The organism is Mesorhizobium sp. M0410 (genome assembly GCF_040321435.1).
In the GTDB taxonomy this organism is placed as follows: Bacteria; Pseudomonadota; Alphaproteobacteria; order Rhizobiales; family Rhizobiaceae; genus Mesorhizobium.
The window spans coordinates 153,563-170,521 of record NZ_JAMYRN010000001.1; the positions used below are offsets into that span (position 1 = coordinate 153,563).

Sequence of the window (16,959 nt, forward strand, 5' to 3'; positions counted from 1 at the left end):
AAAAGGCTCTAGGACCGATTACCCGGCGAGTCCAGCCGCATCGGCAGTCCGGCCTGAGCCATGTGCAGCTTGGCCTCGGCGATGCTGTAGGTGCCGAAATGGAAGATCGACGCCGCCAGCACCGCGCCGGCATGGCCGTCGCGAATGCCTTCGACAAGGTGGTCGAGCGTGCCGACGCCGCCGGAAGCGATGACCGGCACGCGTACGGCGTCGGCGACCGCGCGGGTAAGGGCTATGTCGTAGCCGGCCTTGGTGCCGTCGCGGTCCATCGATGTCAGCAGGATCTCGCCGGCGCCGAGATCGACCACTCGCCGAACGAACTCGACAGCGTCGATGCCGGTCTTCTCGCGGCCGCCATGGGTAAATATTTCCCAGCGGTCGGCCTCGCTCGCAGCGGACACTTTCTTGGCATCGATGGCGACGACGATGCACTGGTTGCCGAATTTGTCCGCTGCTTCGGCGACAAAATTTGGGGTCTTCACCGCCGCCGTGTTGATCGACACCTTGTCGGCGCCGGCCAATAGCAGCTTCCTGATGTCGGCGACCTGACGGACGCCACCGCCAACGGTCAGCGGCATGAAACATTGTTCGGCGGTGCGGGCTACTACATCGAAAATGGTCTGGCGGTTTTCCGACGAGGCGGTGATGTCGAGAAAGCAGAGCTCGTCGGCGCCGGCCGCGTCATAGGCTTTTGCCGCTTCGACGGGATCGCCGGCATCGACCAGGTCGACGAAATTGACGCCCTTGACGACACGGCCGTTCTTGACATCCAGACAGGGGATGACGCGGGCTTTCAGCATCAGATCCTCTCGATCGCCGCAAGAAAGTCGACGAGCAGCTGGCCGACGACGGGCGGAACCTCGGACTGGGAATCAAAGGCCGGGTCGTATGCCGAGAGCGTAACGCCCGCGATCGGGATAGACCTGGCCAGTCCGCAGGCAAGCTGCCGTAACTGTTCCGGGCTCGGACCGCCCGGATGCGTGTAGCGGTTCACCTGCAGCACATTCGGATCGACGACGTCCAGGTCGAGATGCAGATGCGCCCGCACAGTCACTGTCGCCGTGAGCTTTCCGATCATATCGAGTGCACCGGCACATTCGGTGCGCACGATCGGCAAGGTTTCCAGCAGGCGCTTTTCGTCGGGATCGACGTCGCGGGCATCGACCAGCATGCAGCGCGCCGGGTTTATCGGCCGGAACCCCGGAATCGCTGCCGCCATCGGACGCCAGCAGAGCCCGAGAGTCGCCGCCAGCGCCATGCCGTCGAGAAAGCCGTAGGCCGACGTCTCCGGCGTGTTGAGATCGCCATGCTGGTCGATCCAGATGATCGAATCCGCAGCTTCACCGGCAACCGCACCGGCGGCGGTCAGGCAATTTCCAGCAAGGATAATGGGGAAGCGTCCTCCATCGCGGGCGAGGCCAACCTTGGTCGCGACAGCGTTGCAGACGGCGAAGCCGGTTGCGATTTCGCGCCCCTGCTCGTCTCCCACCTTGCCGATATCTTCGACGGCGACTTCATGGCCAGCCACGGTCAGGGCTTCGACGAGCCCACCGCCGACAATGGCGTCCGGACCCTGGCCGCACCCTTCGTGATAGTGCCCGCTGTCATAGGGAGCGAGGATAATCGAGACCTTCACGTTTCACACCCCTGCCATCGGTTTGCCACGCAGGATCGCCAGTGCCTCGGCCGGATCGATGCGGCCGTCGTAGAGCGCGCGACCGGAGATCGCGCCTTCGAGCTTCTGCGCATCGGGCATGGTCATGCGCACGATGTCGGCGATCGAGGCGAGCCCGCCCGAGGCGATGACCGGGATCGAAACCGCCTCCGCAAGATCGATGGTGGCGTCCCAGTTGATGCCGCTCAGCACCCCGTCGCGATCGATGTCGGTGTAGATGATGGCGGCGACGCCGGCGCCTTCGAATTTCCTCGCCAGTTCGATGACGCCGAGACTCGAGGCCTCGGCCCAGCCTTCGACCGCGACCTTACCGCCCTTGGCATCGATGCCGACGGCGATCTTGCCCGGGAATGCCTTGCAGGCCTGCCTGACCAGATCCGGATCGCGCACCGCCACGGTGCCAAGAATGACGCGGGCCAGCCCACGGTCGAGCCAGTCCTCGATCTGCGCCAGGGTGCGGATGCCGCCGCCGAGCTGCACCGGACTGCTCGTCGCCTTGAGGATGGCGCCGACCGCGGCGCTGTTGACGCTCTGGCCCTTGAAGGCGCCGTTGAGGTCGACGACGTGCAGCCATTCGAAGCCCTGCTCTTCGAAGGCGCGCGCCTGAGCGGCGGGATCGTCGTTATAGATCGTCGCAGTTGCCATGTCGCCATGCCTGAGGCGCACACATTTGCCATCCTTAAGGTCTATGGCCGGAAACAGGATCACCTTCAGGCGCCTTCGACGATGACAAAGTGGCCGGTCGAGCCGGCGAGCCTGTACTTCAAGGCCTCCTGGTATTCAGGCGAGCCGTAGCATTCCAGCGCCATTTCATAGGATTCGAATTCCACCAGCACGTGGCGATTGCCTGTCGGTCCTTCCGGGCTGATATACCGCCCGGCGCGCACCGGGAACTTCGCCCCGTATTTCGCGAAAGCCGCGGCATTGGCCTCGATGTACTGCTTGTAGATCTCGGGATCGTGGACATCGACCATTGCCATCCAATAGCCCTTCTTGCTCATGGTTCAGGGCCTCCAGCCTAGGAAATTGGTGATCAGCGCCAGGCCCAGCGCCTGGCTCTTCTCGGGGTGGAATTGCGTTCCGGCCAGGTTGTCGCGGGCGACAGCGGCCGTTACCGGGCCGCCGTAGTCGGCAACCGCCAGCACCTCATCCTCTTTCCGTGCATCGAGATGGTAGGAGTGGACGAAATAGGCGTGCAGTCCCTTGCCGCCCGTCGCAATGCCGGAAAACAGCGGATGCTTGCGCTTCAGGTCAATCGTGTTCCAGCCGATCTGCGGGATCTTCAGTGTCGGATCGGCCGGCGTGATCTCCTTGACGTCGCCGGCGATCCAGCCAAAGCCCTTTGTGACGGTCTTTTCCAGGCCCCGCTCCGACATCAGCTGCATGCCGACGCAGATGCCGAGGAACGGCCGAGCCTTGGCGATCGCCACCTCCTCCACCGCTTCCCACATGCCGGCGACCGCACGCAGTCCAGCGGCGCAATCGGCATAGGCACCGACGCCGGGCAGGACGATGCGGTCGGCGGTCCTGACCCGCTCGGCATCGGCGGTGAGTTCGATCGCGGCGGCAATGCCGGCTTCATGCGCAGCACGCTCGAAGGCCTTGGTGGCCGAGCGCAGATTGCCCGACCCGTAGTCGATGATCGCGACCCTCATCTCAGGGCTTTCCCGGAATATGGTTCAGCCCCAGTGCCAGGCCCATCTGCGCCGGCCGGGCATGTGCTGCGTCTGGGACGATACGCTGCGCATGAGTTTGTGAATCCGAATCCGCAGCGGCTTCCAACACATAGCGGATGTCGGCGTCGTCGAGCCTGTCGGCCTCGACGACACCCCATTCATGCCAGCCGCGGCGACGAAGGGCTGCAATTCGCAAGCCTTGTCCCTCCAGCCCGACAAAGAGCATGACAAGGAAGGATAAAAGCGAGCCGGCTGTTTCCAGGTCCAGCCTTTCGCCCAGCATCGAGAGCAGGCCCATGGCGACAAACGCCAATGCCGCCTCAACCCACAGCCGGTGCCAGGCCAGCCACAGCGGCGGCACCAGGAAGCCGAGCCAGGCAAAGCCGTCACGGATAAAGATGGTGTCCACGCTTTCACCGCGGCCTGGCGGCTCCATCACGACATAGATGGCCATGGCGTTACCCTTTCAGGGATCCCTTGGTGGAGGGAACCGCGTCCAGCTGGCGCAGGTCGCGCTCAAGTGCCGAACGCAACACACGCGCCACGGCCTTGAAGCAGGTCTCGGCGATGTGGTGGTTGTTGGCGCCGTAATGATTGGTGATGTGCAGCGTGATGCCGGCATTCTGCGCCAGAGCGTGGAAGAATTCGCGCACCAGCTCGGTGTCGAACGTACCGATCTTCGGCGACGAGAACGAAACGTTCCAGACCAGAAAAGGCCGGCCGGAGACATCGATTGCCGCCCGCGTCAGTGTCTCGTCCATGGCGAGGTCGATCGAGGCGTAGCGCATGATGCCGCGCCGCTCGCCCAATGCCTTGGCCAGCGCCTGGCCGAGGGCGATGCCCGTATCCTCGACGGTATGGTGGTCGTCTATATGCAGGTCGCCCTTGGCCTTCACGGTCATGTCGATCAGCGAATGGCGCGACAACTGGTCCAGCATATGGTCGAAGAAGCCGACGCCCGTCGAAATGTCGGATTTGCCCGAGCCGTCGACCTGAACCGACACGGAGATGTCGGTTTCCCTGGTCTTGCGGCTTATCTCGGCGGAACGGGGCGCCATGACCTCATCCTTGTCTCAGATTTGCACGTCAGGCGTTCACAGGCCTGAAAACGAAAGCCTTCTAGCAGCATGATCCGGCGATTGCCAGTTACCGCTGCGGAGCACTATCCGGCCCGGCGGATGGCCGGTTTGCAATCGTCCGGCCTATGCATACATATGGCCGATCAAGTCACTCGTAACGCACCGATCGCCTCGATGGGATCGGTGCTTGTCGGAGCAGGAAATGTCGAATGAACTGACCATGCATGCCACGACCATCCTGACCGTGCGCAAGGGCGGCAAGGTGGTGATCGCCGGTGACGGCCAGGTCAGCCTCGGCCAGACGATCATGAAAGGCAACGCCAAGAAGGTGCGCCGCATCGGCAAGGGCGGCAACGTCATCGCCGGTTTCGCCGGCGCCACCGCCGATGCCTTCACTCTGCTGGAGCGGCTGGAAGCCAAACTCGAACAATATCCCGACCAGCTGACACGCGCCTGCGTCGAGCTTGCCAAGGACTGGCGCACCGACCGCTATTTGCGGCGGCTGGAAGCGATGATGCTGGTGGCCGACAAGTCGGTGTCGCTGGCGCTGACCGGCACCGGCGACGTGCTGGAGCCCGAATTTGGCGTCATGGCCATCGGTTCCGGCGGCAATTACGCGCTGGCAGCGGCACGCGCGCTGATGGACAGCGACAAGGGCGCAGAGGAGATCGCCCGCAAGGCGATGCAGATCGCGTCAGACATTTGCGTCTACACAAACAACAACTTCGTCGTCGAAACCCTCGATGCCGCCTGAGCGGAGCCTCCGCTATGGTTTTCGGCCGGTGACCCAGAGGGACCTGCCGATGATCGCCGGCTGGCTTGCCGAGCCGCATGTCGCCGAGTGGTGGGACGACCCAGAGACCGAGATTGCGGAGATCCGCGAGCATATCGACAGCATTTCGGTCGAGCCGCTAATTATCGAGCTGGACGGAAAGCCCATCGGCTATTTGCAGAGCTACGATCCGCATCTGGAGGACGGCCATCCCTATAGCGACCAGCCGTTCGGCACGCTCGGCATCGATCTGTCGATCGGCGTGCCGGAGCTTGTCGGGGTCGGCCACGGCTCCGCGATCGTCCGGCAGTTCGTCGAGCAGCTTTTCGAGGAAGGTACGCCGCGCGTCATCATCGACCCGGACCCCGCCAATGCACGGGCTATCCGTGCCTATGAAAAGGCCGGTTTCACGGCTATCGATCGCAGGAAGTCGGAATATGGCGATGCCGTGCTGATGGCGATTGATGCCCCAGAGGGTGATGCCGGACAGGGTGACGCAGAAGAGGGGCAATAGCAGCATGAGCGTATCCAGCGACAAAACCGTCTCGGCCTACGAAGACAGTTGGCGAATGGGGCTCCTGCTGGTTCTCGGCCTGGTTATCTTCCAGGCCGGGGTCCTCTATGGCATGGGGCGGACGCCGATCTGTACCTGCGGCTATGTCAAGCTGTGGCACGGCATCGTGCAAAGCTCGGAGAATTCCCAGCATATTTCCGACTGGTACAGCTTCTCGCACGTCATTCACGGCTTCCTGTTCTATGCGCTGGCGTGGTTCCTTTTCCCGCGCTCGCCGATCGGGCTCAGGCTGGCGTTTGCGGTCGTCATAGAGGGCGGCTGGGAGCTGCTCGAGAACAGCCCTTTCATCATCGACCGCTACCGCGCCGGCACGATCTCGCTCGACTATTATGGCGACAGCATCATCAATTCGGTGTCCGACACGCTGGCCATGGTGCTGGGGTTTGTCATGGCGCGAAGGCTTCCTATATGGGTGATCGTCACCCTCGCCCTCATCTTCGAATTCGGTGTCGGCTATCTCATCCGGGACAATCTGACACTCAACGTGATCATGCTGCTGCATCCGTTCGAGTCCATTCGGCAGTGGCAAAGTGGAATTTAGTGATATGAGCACCTTCTCTCCCCGCGAAATCGTTTCGGAACTCGACCGCTTCATCATCGGCCAGAAAGACGCCAAGCGTGCGGTGGCGATTGCCTTGCGCAACCGTTGGCGCCGCCAGCAGCTCGAGGGCCAGATGCGCGAAGAGGTGATGCCGAAAAACATCCTGATGATCGGCCCGACCGGTGTCGGCAAGACCGAGATTTCACGCCGCCTGGCACGCCTTGCCGGTGCGCCTTTCGTCAAGGTCGAAGCCACCAAGTTCACCGAGGTCGGTTATGTCGGCCGCGACGTCGAGCAGATCATCCGCGATCTGGTCGAGATCGCCATCGGGCTGGTGCGCGAGAAGATGCGCGAGGACGTCAAGGCGCGTGCCCACATCAACGCCGAGGAACGGGTGCTCGAAGCGCTCGTCGGCAAGACGGCGAGCCCGGCCACCCGCGACAGTTTCCGCAAGAAGCTGCGCGACGGCGAGCTCGACGACAAGGAGATCGAGATCGAAGTGGCCGATACCGGCAATGGCGGCATGCCTGGCTTCGAGATCCCCGGCATGCCGGGCGCCAATATCGGCGTGCTCAACATCAACGACATGCTGTCGAAGGCGATGGGCGGCAAGAAGACCAAGTTGCGCAAGACGACCGTCAAGGAGTCCTACGGGCTGTTGATCAGCGACGAGTCCGACAAGCTGCTCGATCAGGACGAAGTGGTGCGCCGGGCCCTCGAATCGACCGAGAATGACGGCATCGTCTTCCTTGACGAGATCGACAAGATCGCCTCGCGCGAAGGCGGCATCGGTGCCGGTGTTTCGCGTGAAGGTGTACAGCGCGACCTGCTGCCGCTGGTCGAAGGCACCACGGTTGCGACCAAATATGGACCGGTGAAGACCGACCATATCCTGTTCATCGCCTCGGGCGCGTTCCACGTCGCCAAGCCCTCCGACCTGCTGCCGGAATTGCAGGGCCGCCTGCCGATCCGCGTCGAGCTGCGGGCGCTGGAGAAGGACGATTTCGTCCGCATCCTTACCGAGACCGAAGCCAGCCTGATCAAGCAATATATCGCGCTGATGAAGACCGAAGGCGTCGACCTGGTCTTCACCGATGACGCGATCGATTCGTTGGCCGGCATCGCCGTCGACCTTAACGCCAGCGTCGAGAATATCGGCGCCAGGCGGCTGCAGACGGTGATGGAACGGGTACTGGACGACATCTCCTATGACGCGCCGGACCGTAACGGCACCTCGGTGACAATCGATGCCGCCTATGTCGAGAAGCATGTCGGCGACCTCTCCAGAAACACGGACTTGTCGCGTTTCATCTTGTAGGAGACTCTTGATTCTCTAAGAGGCCGGGGAATTACCCCCGGCCTCCGTCAAATTCGGCCCGGCATTCCGGAGGTGTGGCCAAATGGAAGCATCCGGCAAGCTTTCGTCCCGTCCGGTGCAGGCGTCTCTCGACTCCCGGTGGAGCATTACCTAGTTTGCCGCCGATTATTTGGGCGGCGGCGCATGAAAAAACTGATCCTCGTCATTTTGGGGCTGACGCTGGCGACAGCCATGTTCGCCGCGCAAGCGGAAACGATGGTGCCGCCGGGCAACCGCAACACCGAGCAGCCTGACATACCGGGCGCATCGAGCCGGCGCACCCAGGCGACCAACACCACCTTCCAGGCGAAATACCGCAAAGTCTTTGCGCTGCTCCAGAACGATGCCGAGTTGCGCGGCAAGATCAAGCAGGCAGCCGCGGCCTATGGCATCGACCCAATGCATATCGTCGGCGCCATCGTCGGCGAGCACACCTACAATGTCGATGCCTACGACCGGCTGCAGACCTACTACGTCAAGGCGATCTCGTATTTGTCGAGCAAGCTCTCCTTCGCCTATGACGGCGAGGACATCACCGATTTCGTGCAGCGGCCGCAATTCGCCAAATGCGCCGGGAAGTCCGATAGCTACGACCTATGGGAGTGCCGCGAGCAGGTGTGGAACCGGTCGTTCCGCGGCAAGACCGTCAACGGCGAGAGCTTCCCCAACGACCGCTTCGGTGCCACTTTCTTCCAACCTTATTATGCCGGCCAGACTTTTGGCCTTGGCCAGCTCAATCCGTTGACGGCGCTGGAAATGAGCGACCTCGTGCACAAGGTTTCCGGCCTGCCGGAACTCGACGTCGGCGACCCCAACGCGGTCTACAAGACCATCATGGATCCTGACCTGACACTGCCTTATGTCGCAGCAACGATCCGGAAATCGATCGACGCCTATAGAAGCATCGCCGGCTACGACATCTCAGGCAATCCCGGCCTCACGTCGACGCTCTACAATGTCGGCAACCCCGAACAGCGCGCCTATGCGCTGAAGGCCGAAAACGACAAGCGCCGCGCTGCGGGCGAGCCGGAAAAATTGCCTGAGGAAAATTACTATGGCTGGCTGATCAACGACAAGCTGCCGGAGCTGAAAGCGCTGTTTTAGCCGAACGCGTTCGGCCAACTATCCACGCCCTCAGCTCACGCCGCCAGCAGTGACTTCAGCTTGACCGTTTGCGAGCCTAGCGCTTCCGGCGCCGGCTTTGCCTGCTTTGCAATCAGCATCTCGGCCAGCCTTATGTCGCGGGCGACCGCGTTGCCGGGGCCGATGCCGCTTGCCGCAACCAGCCTGCCGTCCTCGGCCAGATGAAACAGGATGAAGGCGCCGTCGCCAACGTCGCGGCGAACGATGCTGCGGCCTTCGTCCGACAGGCCGGCGATCTGCAGGGTCAATCCGTACTGATCCGACCAGAACCAAGGCACCGCCGAATGCGCCTCGCCGGCGCCAAGCATGTTCCTTGCGGCGAGTGCGCCCTGCTCCTGCGCATTGCGCCAGGCTTCCAGCCGCACGCGCCGGCCGCCATAGATAGCGAGCGGAAACGAACAGCAATCGCCGGCTGCAAAGATATCCCGGTCGCTGGTGCGAAGCTCGGCGTCGACGGCGACACCATTGTCGATGGTCAGCCCCGCCTGCCCGGCAAGTCCGGTCACCGGCACGGCGCCGATGCCGATCACGGCAAGATCGGCGACAATGTCGTGTCCACCGGCAAGCGCGATGCGCACTTCGGCGCCGTCATCGGCAATGGCCGCGATGCCCTGGCCGCACAGGATTTTTACGCCTTCGGCTTCATGCGCCTGATGGACGACCTGCGCGATCTCGGCCGGCACGCCGCGCATCAGAATGCGCGGCTGCGCCTCGATGACGGTGACCGCGGCACCCAGCCTGCGCGCCGCCGCGGCGAGCTCGAGCCCGATGAAGCCGCCGCCGACTATGGCGATGCGATTGCCGGCGTTGAGATGGGCACGAATGGCCAGCGCGTCGTTGAAGGTTCGCAGGTAGACGCAGCGCCCGCCAAGGCCCGGCATAGGCAATTTGCGCGGCACAGACCCGGTCGCCAGCAGGAGCTTGTCGTAGGCCAGGGCGGAACCGTCTGACAGGCGCACGACATGCGCCGTGCGGTCGATCGCCACAGCCAGAACCGAATGGATATGCCGGATAGAGCGCTCGGCCAGGATCGCGTCGCTGGCGATCGCCTTGATCAGGGGCGCGTCGGCGACCATCGCGTCTTTCGACAGTGGTGGGCGCTCATAGGGAAGATGCGGCTCGTCGCCGACCAAGGTTATGGGGCCATCATAGCCGAGCTCGCGCAGCGCAAGGGCGGCGCGCCCGCCGCATTCGCCGGCGCCGATGACGACCATTCCCTTCGTCATCATCAACCGATCCGGACAAGGACTTTGCCGGCGCCGACTTTGACCGGATAGGTCCTTAGGTCGACGCAGACCGGCGCGCCCCTGGCAGCCCCTGTCTTGTAGTTGAAGCGGCCATTGTGCTTCGGGCACTCGATGATGTCGTCCATGACCAGCCCGTCGGCCAGATGCACCTTCTCATGCGTGCAAAGCCCGTCGGTGGCGAAATACTCGTCGTCGGGGCTGCGATAGATAGCAAAGGTGCGGCCGCCATGGTCGAAGCGCATCACGTCCTCTCCGTCGATGTCCTCGGCGTCACAGGCCTCGACCCAGTCGCTCATTTACGGTCCCTCGATTTTGGGTGCCTCGGCATAGGCTTGTCATTCGGCAGCCACCGCAGCGGTAGCGTTGTCGTTGTGGAAGTGCTCGCGATAGGGCCTCGCCGTCGGCGGCAGTTCGCGCTTGATGAAATAATCCTCATTGCGCAGCTGGCGCAGGAAGGCCGGTATCATCTCGCGGTAGCCGGCCAGGATGGACGCTGTCGGCGCCGGCAGATCGTGCTTGATCAGCTCATGCAGCCTGGGCAGCGCATGATAGGGCACCATTGGAAACATGTGATGCTCGACGTGGTAGTTCATGTTCCAGTAAATGAAGCGGCTTATCGGGTTCATGTAGACGGTGCGGCTGTTGAGCCGGTGATCGGTGACGTTTTCAGCCAGGCCGCCATGCTGCAGCAGGCCGACCATGACATGGTGCCACGCGCCGTAAAGCCTGGGCAGCCCGACCAGCATCAGCGGCAGGAACGAGCCCGTGTAGAGCGCCAGCACAATGGTCGCGGCATAGACTGTCGTCCAGATGCGGGCAATGCCAATTGCCTTCGGCTGCTCCTGCTCGGGAATGAAGGTTCTTTCGGCCGGGCTGACGATACCGGCTGCATTGCGCAGCATGTCGCTCATCGCATGCCAGGCGTCGAGAATGCCGACGAAGTTGAGCACGACGCGCAGCAGATCGGGCGGACGCATCACCGATATCTCAGGATCGCGGCCGACGATGATGGTATCGGTATGGTGGCGCGTATGGCTCCAGCGCCAGGTCACCGGATTGCGCATGATCATGAAGCAGGCGATCTGATAGACCACGTCGTTCATCCACTGCGTCCTGAAGGCGGTGCCGTGGCCGCATTCGTGCCAGCGTGAATCGGTGGAGGAACCGTAGAGGACGCCATAGGCGAAGAAGAACGGCACGCACCACCAGCTGCCCCAGAACCAGGCGGCGCCGGCTCCGCTCAGGATTAAGGCGCCGAGCCAGATGACCGTATCGCGGATCGCCGGGCCGTCGGAGCGCTGCATCAGCTCCTTCATCTGCTTGCGTGGCACGTCCGTGTGATACCACTCGGCCGCCGCTAGCCCGCTCTCGATGGCGAGCTTCGCGTCGCGGCCGATCAGGCTGTAGTCACGCCGGGACGCTGCTGTGGCGATCGTGTTCCCGGTTCGGAGTCCAATATCCACCATGGCGGAGGCCTCGATCATAGTCGGTCCCATTCAAATAACGCCGAAGCCTGATAGGCTCAATATCACAAAGATAGTTTCTATCATTTTACATCATAATGGTGTAAAAGCCGAACAATAGAGCGAGGCAGCGATGGCGAAACGGCCGACGATTACCGACCTGGCACGCATTTCGGGGGTCAGCGTTGCCACCGTCGACCGGGTGCTGAACAACCGGTTGCCGGTGCGCGAGGAAACCGCGCGCCGCGTCTATGAAGCGGCGACCAGCATTGGCTATCACGCAGCCGGGCTGATCAAGCAGCGAATGCGCCATGAATTGCCGGAGTATCGGCTCGGGTTCCTGCTGTTGCGGCGGGAGGACGTCTTCTACAGCGAATTTGCCCGCGAGCTTGAACTGGCGGTATCGCAGTCGCCGCGCTTTCGCGGCGTGGCGACCATCGACTTCGCCGGCTCGCTGGCGCCGGACGAGATCGTCGAGCGAATGCGCAAGCTGGCCGCCAAATCCAGGGCCGTCGCCCTGGTCGGGCCTGATCACCCGACGCTGACGGTCGCCGTCGAGGCTCTCAAAGCCAATGGCGTACCGGTGTTCTCCCTGCTTTCCGACTTTGCGTCCGGTATTCGCGAGGGCTATGTCGGCCTGGACAATCGCAAGGTCGGCCGCACCGCTGCCTGGATGATCTCGAAAGCTGCGAAGAGGCCTGGCAAGGTTGCCCTCTTCGTCGGCAGCCATCGCTTCCATGGCCATGAGCTTCGCGAGATCGGTTTTCGCTCCTTCTTTCGCGAGCAGGCGCCGGAATTCACTCTGCTCGAGACGTTGGTCAATCTGGAAGCGAACCAGATCACGCATGATGCAATGATCGAGCTTCTAGCCCGCCACCCTGATCTCGTCGGCTGCTATGTCGCCGGTGGCGGCATGGAAGGCGCGATCTCGGCGCTCAGGGAGGCAAAGCCGGCAGAGGCGCCGGCGGTCGTCTGCAACGAGATCACGCCCGACTCCCGCTCGGCGCTGGCGGATAATTTCCTGACGATGGTGATCTCGACGCCACTGGCGGCGCTTTGCCGCGAGCTTGTCCGGCTGATGGCGCATGCCATCGAGACCGGCGCTGCGAATGCGCCGGGCCAGACCTTTCTGCCCTTCGACATCTATCTGCCGGAAAACATCTGACGTCGCGGGTCATTGGCGACAGACATGATGTAATCTATCAGAATGCTTTCAGGCTTGGCTTGCCTGAGCGTCCGTCCAAAAGCGCTTGAAATGCCGAAAATCCATCCTTCATGGCGAAATCTCGCTTGACGCCCACGCGAAATGGAATAAATATTTCACCAACTGAGCATTTTGGTTCTTTCGTTCCGGAAGATCTGTTTCAGGCAAATGCCTCCGGAACTACATGGCAATCGGGAGAGAATTCCCTGCGAGATCGGGGATTCCGGGTAGATCGGTGCAGCCGGACACCAATGTGGAGGAGAAATAAAATGAAAAAACTGCTTTTGGGCGTCGCGTTCGCGGCGCTGATGAGTTCGTCCGCCTTCGCTGCCAAGATCGGCGTGTCGATGGCGTTGTTCGACGACAATTTTCTCACCGTGCTGCGCAACGGCATGATCGAGCAGGCCAAGGGCATGGACGGCGTCGAACTGCAGGTGGAGGATGCGCAGAACGACGTCGCCAAGCAACTCGACCAGATCAAGAACTTCGCCGCCTCGGGCGTCGACGCCATCATCGTCAACCCGGTCGACACCTCGGCTACCCAGGCGATGTCGGACGCAGCCGCCGCTGCCAAGATTCCACTGGTCTATGTCAATCGCGAGCCGGTCAACGTCGACACGCTGCCCGAAAACCAGGCCTTCGTCGCCTCGAACGAAGCCGATTCCGGCACGCTCGAGACCAAGGAGGTCTGCCGCCTGTTCAAGGAGGCCGGCAAGACCGAAGCCAACGTCTATGTGATCATGGGCGAACTGTCGAACCAGGCAGCAGTGCAGCGCACCAAGGACATTGACGATGTGATCGCCACGCCGGAGTGCAGCTTCATCAAGATCATCGATAAGCAGACGTCGAACTGGAAGCGCGAAGAAGCGCAGAACCTGATGACCAACTGGCTGTCGACCGGCAAGCCGTTCGACGGCGTCATCGCCAACAATGACGAAAGCGCCATCGGCGCCATCCAGGCGATGAAGGCCGCCAACATCGACATGAAGTCGGTTGTCGTCGGCGGCGTCGACGCTACCCAGGACGCGCTTGCGGCGATGCAGGCGGGCGATCTCGATGTGACGGTGTTCCAGGATGCGGCCGGCCAGGGCGCCGGCGCGCTTGACGCGGCGCTCAAGCTGGCGAAGGGCGAAAAGGTCGAGCACAAGGTCTACATCCCGTTCCAATTGGTCACGCCGGCGAATATCGACAAGTTCCTGAAGAAGAACTGAGGCAGCGGACCGGAGCGGCGCACCAGCGCCGCTCCTCCTTCTCTCTCGGCCTGAAGAGCGGCCGAAAGAGACCGTGGCTGACGGAGGAAGCACGATTGGCACAGACATCTCACGGCGTCGGCGGGCTCAGCTATGATGCGAAGCGGCGCGCATGGCCGGCCGAATTCAACGTCTTCCTGGCACTCGTCATCCTGGTCGGCGCTTTCGAGCTGATCGGCCGGGTCTTCCTGGGCGACAGCTTCCTGTTCAATACCCGCGACAATATCGATGCGATCTTCAACGAAGCGCGCCTGCAGATCATCATCCTGCAGGTGTCGATCGTCGGCATCATTGCCATCGGCGTGACGCAGGTGATCATTACCGGCGGCATCGACCTGTCCTCAGGTTCGATCGTCGGCGCCACCGCAATGATCGCCATGAGCTTCGCCCAGGTGGCGACCGTCAACGGCAACCCGAACCCCAAGGCAATGTTCATCGCCCAGGGCTGGACCGACCTGCCGGTGATCGTGCCGGTGCTGGTCGCGATCGGCTGCGGACTGCTGGCCGGCCTGGTCAACGGTGCATTGATCGCCTACACCCGCATTCCGCCGTTCATCGCCACGCTCGGCATGATGGTGACCGCGCGCGGCATCGCCAAATGGTGGTCGAAGGGACAGCCGATCTCGTTTCCGACCGAGAGTTTCGCCGCCATCGGCAAGGGGCTGATGCCGGTCATCATCTTCATATCGCTCGCGGTGCTGTTTCAGCTGATCCTAAGCTACACCAAATATGGCAAGCACTGCTATGCAATCGGCTCCAATGAGGACGCCGCGCGCATGTCCGGCATCAACATCGCCAACCACAAGATCCTCGTCTATGTCATTGCCGGCGTCCTCGCCGCGCTCGCCGCCGTGGTGCTGAGCTCGAAGAATCTCACCGCCCAGGCCGGCATGGGTGTGATGTACGAGCTCGACGCGATCGCCATGGCGGTTATCGGCGGCGTCTCGCTGTCGGGCGGCCGCGGCTCGATTATTGGGACGGTGATCGGCTCGCTGATCTTCGGCGTCATCATCTCCGGCTTCACCTTTCTGCGCCTCGACGCCTATTATCAGGAGATGGTCAAAGGCGTGATCATCGTCGGCGCAGTCGTTCTCGACCAGTGGCGCCAGCGCCTGCGGGCAATGAGGGCTTGACCATGTCGGACATCGTCCTGAAGACGGAAAACCTGACCAAGTATTATGGCGGCGTCCATGCGCTGGAGGGTGCCAACTTCGAGCTGCGCAAGGGCGAGCATGTCGCTATCATGGGCGACAACGGCGCTGGCAAATCGACCTTCGTGCGCCAGATCACCGGCGTCGAGCAGCGCACCAGCGGCAGGATGTGGTTCGACGGCAAGGAAGTGAATTTTGCCGGCCCGATCGAAGCCCGCGAGGCGGGCATCGAGACGGTGTTCCAGAACCTGGCGCTCGCCGACGATCTCGACGTGCCCTCGAACCTGTTCCTCGGCCGCGAGCGGGTGCTGTTCAATCTAGGACCCTTCTCGATCCTCGATCGCAAGTTCATGCGCAAGGCGACCGAGGCAGCCTTGGTCCGCACGGCGGTCAAGATCCCCAATCTTTCCAACACCATCCGCCATATGTCGGGCGGCCAGCGCCAGTGCGTGGCAATTGCCAGAACCGCGACCTTTGCTTCCAAACTCATCATCATGGATGAGCCGACGGCGGCACTCGGCGTGCAAGAGACGATGCAGGTCGAAAACATCATCCGCACGCTGAAGGAAAATGGCGAACCGCTGATCCTGATCTCTCACAACATGCGCCAGGTGTTCGACCTGGTCGACCGCATCGTCGTTTTCCGGCGCGGCCGCATCGTCGCCAATTTGCGCAAGCAAGACACCGACGGCAACGATATCGTCTCCTACATCACCGGTGCCAAGACCGGGCAGGCGGAGCTTGCGGCGTAACGGCAACGAGGCCACCGGCGCTGACACGCCTTCCCTTCCCAACCATCCTCAAAGGAAAATTCTTCATGCCTCTTCGCTTTGCTCTTCTCGGTGCGGGCCGTATCGGCAAGGTCCATGCTCGCGCCGTTGGTTCCAATCCGCAGGCCAGGCTGGTTGCAGTTGCCGACGCCTTCGAGAAGGCGGCGACCGATCTGGCCTCTGCCTATGGCGCCGAAGTGCGCAGCATCGATGCCATCGAGAAGGCCGGCGATATCGATGCGGTCGTCATCTGCACGCCGACCGACACCCATGCCGATCTGATCGAACGCTTCGCCAAAGCGGGTAAAGCGATTTTCTGCGAAAAGCCGATCGACCTCGACGCCGCCAGGGTGGAACGTTGCCTGGCCGTCGTCGACAAGGCCGGCGCCACCCTGATGGTCGGCTTCAACCGCCGCTTCGATCCGCATTTTGCCGCCGTGCGCAAGGCGATCGACGACGGCGCCATCGGCACCGTCGAAATGGTGACGATCACCTCGCGCGATCCCGGCCCGCCGCCGCTCGACTATATCGGCCGCTCGGGCGGCATCTTCCGCGACATGACCATTCATGATTTCGACATGGCGCGCTTCCTGCTCGGCGAGGAGCCGGTGGCGGTCAGCGCGCACGCTTCGGTGCTGGTCGACAAAAAGATCGGCGAAGCCGGCGACTTCGACAGCGTCAGCGTCATTCTCGAAACCGCCTCCGGCAAGCAATGCGTCATCTCCAACTCGCGCCGCGCCACCTATGGCTACGACCAGCGCATCGAGGTGCATGGCTCGAAAGGCATGATCGCGGCCGAAAACCAGCGGCCGGTGTCGATCGAACTGGCCAACGAGAAAGGTTATACGCGGCCGCCGCTGCACGATTTCTTCATGACCCGTTATCTCGACGCCTATGCCAACGAGATCGCCGCCTTCATCGCGGCAGCGACGTCGGGCAAGAAGGCGGTGCCGAGCGGCAGGGATGGCCTGGTGGCGCTCAGGCTGGCAGATGCGGCGCTGAAATCGGCCAAGGAAGGCAAGACCGTCCGCCTCGACAAAACAATCTGACTATCAAG

At 62.3% G+C, this 16,959-nt stretch carries 20 protein-coding genes; 10 read left to right on the plus strand and 10 right to left on the minus strand.

The window, feature by feature from the left end; translation table 11 throughout:
- Nucleotides 1-8 precede the first annotated feature (8 nt).
- The 7 genes from hisF to hisB are packed head-to-tail and all read right to left on the minus strand — an operon-like array spanning nt 9 to nt 4,409.
- Entirely contained in the window at nt 9-803 is a 795-nt protein-coding gene (gene hisF / locus NKI63_RS00730; protein WP_352506058.1) for an imidazole glycerol phosphate synthase subunit HisF, read from the minus strand.
- Complete coding sequence (locus tag NKI63_RS00735; RefSeq protein ID WP_352505974.1) at nt 800-1,636, minus strand: arginase family protein; 837 nt, start codon at nt 1,634-1,636, stop codon at nt 800-802. Before NKI63_RS00735 ends, hisF begins: the two co-directional genes overlap by 4 nt.
- 3 nt (nt 1,637-1,639) lie before the next feature.
- Nucleotides 1,640-2,383: a 1-(5-phosphoribosyl)-5-[(5-phosphoribosylamino)methylideneamino]imidazole-4-carboxamide isomerase gene (hisA, locus tag NKI63_RS00740; RefSeq protein ID WP_254815932.1), complete on the minus strand. Its 744-nt coding sequence runs from the start codon at nt 2,381-2,383 to the stop codon at nt 1,640-1,642.
- A 2-nt stretch (nt 2,384-2,385) separates the two neighbouring features.
- Nucleotides 2,386-2,676, minus strand: a complete 291-nt coding sequence (locus tag NKI63_RS00745; protein WP_254815931.1) for a DUF1330 domain-containing protein — start codon at nt 2,674-2,676, stop codon at nt 2,386-2,388.
- 3 nt (nt 2,677-2,679) lie between these two features.
- Complete coding sequence (gene hisH / locus NKI63_RS00750; RefSeq protein WP_352505976.1) at nt 2,680-3,330, minus strand: imidazole glycerol phosphate synthase subunit HisH; 651 nt, start codon at nt 3,328-3,330, stop codon at nt 2,680-2,682.
- A gap of 1 nt (nt 3,331) precedes the next feature.
- Nucleotides 3,332-3,805 (minus strand): DUF2628 domain-containing protein, encoded by a 474-nt coding sequence (locus tag NKI63_RS00755; RefSeq protein WP_352505977.1) that lies wholly within the window; start codon nt 3,803-3,805, stop codon nt 3,332-3,334.
- Between the two features lie 4 nt (nt 3,806-3,809).
- Nucleotides 3,810-4,409, minus strand: a complete 600-nt coding sequence (hisB, locus tag NKI63_RS00760) for an imidazoleglycerol-phosphate dehydratase HisB (protein WP_352505978.1) — start codon at nt 4,407-4,409, stop codon at nt 3,810-3,812.
- A 223-nt stretch (nt 4,410-4,632) separates the two neighbouring features.
- Here hisB and hslV point away from each other — a divergent pair, with 223 nt between their 5' ends.
- The 5 genes from hslV (at nt 4,633) to NKI63_RS00785 (ending at nt 8,778) form a co-directional block, all read left to right on the plus strand.
- Nucleotides 4,633-5,184, plus strand: a complete 552-nt coding sequence (hslV, locus tag NKI63_RS00765) for an ATP-dependent protease subunit HslV (RefSeq protein WP_254815927.1) — start codon at nt 4,633-4,635, stop codon at nt 5,182-5,184.
- Nucleotides 5,174-5,716, plus strand: coding sequence for a GNAT family N-acetyltransferase (locus NKI63_RS00770; RefSeq protein WP_352477085.1), 543 nt, complete (start codon nt 5,174-5,176; stop codon nt 5,714-5,716). Before hslV ends, NKI63_RS00770 begins: the two co-directional genes overlap by 11 nt.
- Before the next feature lie 4 nt (nt 5,717-5,720).
- Nucleotides 5,721-6,317 (plus strand): DUF2585 domain-containing protein, encoded by a 597-nt coding sequence (locus tag NKI63_RS00775; RefSeq protein WP_352505979.1) that lies wholly within the window; start codon nt 5,721-5,723, stop codon nt 6,315-6,317.
- Nucleotides 6,318-6,321: 4 nt separating this feature from the next.
- Nucleotides 6,322-7,635 carry an ATP-dependent protease ATPase subunit HslU gene (gene hslU, locus NKI63_RS00780; protein WP_254815924.1) on the plus strand — a complete coding sequence of 438 codons (1,314 nt, stop codon included), beginning with the start codon at nt 6,322-6,324 and terminating at the stop codon, nt 7,633-7,635.
- Between the two features lie 183 nt (nt 7,636-7,818).
- Nucleotides 7,819-8,778 carry a DUF1402 family protein gene (locus NKI63_RS00785; protein WP_352505980.1) on the plus strand — a complete coding sequence of 320 codons (960 nt, stop codon included), beginning with the start codon at nt 7,819-7,821 and terminating at the stop codon, nt 8,776-8,778.
- Between the two features lie 35 nt (nt 8,779-8,813).
- On the opposite strand, the gene NKI63_RS00790 is transcribed toward NKI63_RS00785, so the two are convergent.
- From NKI63_RS00790 to NKI63_RS00800, 3 genes are read right to left on the minus strand one after another with little or no spacing between them, the layout of a single operon-like run.
- Nucleotides 8,814-10,043 carry an NAD(P)/FAD-dependent oxidoreductase gene (locus NKI63_RS00790; protein WP_352820348.1) on the minus strand — a complete coding sequence of 410 codons (1,230 nt, stop codon included), beginning with the start codon at nt 10,041-10,043 and terminating at the stop codon, nt 8,814-8,816.
- 2 nt (nt 10,044-10,045) lie between these two features.
- Nucleotides 10,046-10,360 carry a MocE family 2Fe-2S type ferredoxin gene (locus NKI63_RS00795; RefSeq protein WP_352505981.1) on the minus strand — a complete coding sequence of 105 codons (315 nt, stop codon included), beginning with the start codon at nt 10,358-10,360 and terminating at the stop codon, nt 10,046-10,048.
- A gap of 39 nt (nt 10,361-10,399) precedes the next feature.
- A complete protein-coding gene (locus NKI63_RS00800; RefSeq protein WP_502900438.1) occupies nt 10,400-11,530 on the minus strand; it encodes a fatty acid desaturase family protein in 1,131 nt (376 codons plus the stop codon).
- 130 nt (nt 11,531-11,660) lie between these two features.
- On the opposite strand from NKI63_RS00800, the gene NKI63_RS00805 reads away from it, so the two are divergent.
- From NKI63_RS00805 to iolG, 5 genes are all read left to right on the plus strand, one after another.
- Complete coding sequence (locus NKI63_RS00805) at nt 11,661-12,692, plus strand: LacI family DNA-binding transcriptional regulator (RefSeq protein WP_352686505.1); 1,032 nt, start codon at nt 11,661-11,663, stop codon at nt 12,690-12,692.
- Nucleotides 12,693-13,000: 308 nt separating this feature from the next.
- The gene (locus NKI63_RS00810; RefSeq protein WP_254815920.1) at nt 13,001-13,942 is read left to right on the plus strand and encodes a sugar ABC transporter substrate-binding protein; all 942 of its coding nucleotides are present in this window, start codon (nt 13,001-13,003) and stop codon (nt 13,940-13,942) included.
- A gap of 95 nt (nt 13,943-14,037) precedes the next feature.
- Nucleotides 14,038-15,114: an ABC transporter permease gene (locus tag NKI63_RS00815; protein WP_292655972.1), complete on the plus strand. Its 1,077-nt coding sequence runs from the start codon at nt 14,038-14,040 to the stop codon at nt 15,112-15,114.
- A 2-nt stretch (nt 15,115-15,116) separates the two neighbouring features.
- Entirely contained in the window at nt 15,117-15,884 is a 768-nt protein-coding gene (locus tag NKI63_RS00820; protein WP_254815918.1) for an ATP-binding cassette domain-containing protein, read from the plus strand.
- Nucleotides 15,885-15,949: 65 nt separating this feature from the next.
- On the plus strand, nt 15,950-16,951 hold the full coding sequence (gene iolG / locus NKI63_RS00825) for an inositol 2-dehydrogenase (RefSeq protein ID WP_352647757.1): 1,002 nt from the start codon (nt 15,950-15,952) through the stop codon (nt 16,949-16,951).
- Nucleotides 16,952-16,959: the final 8 nt, after the last annotated feature.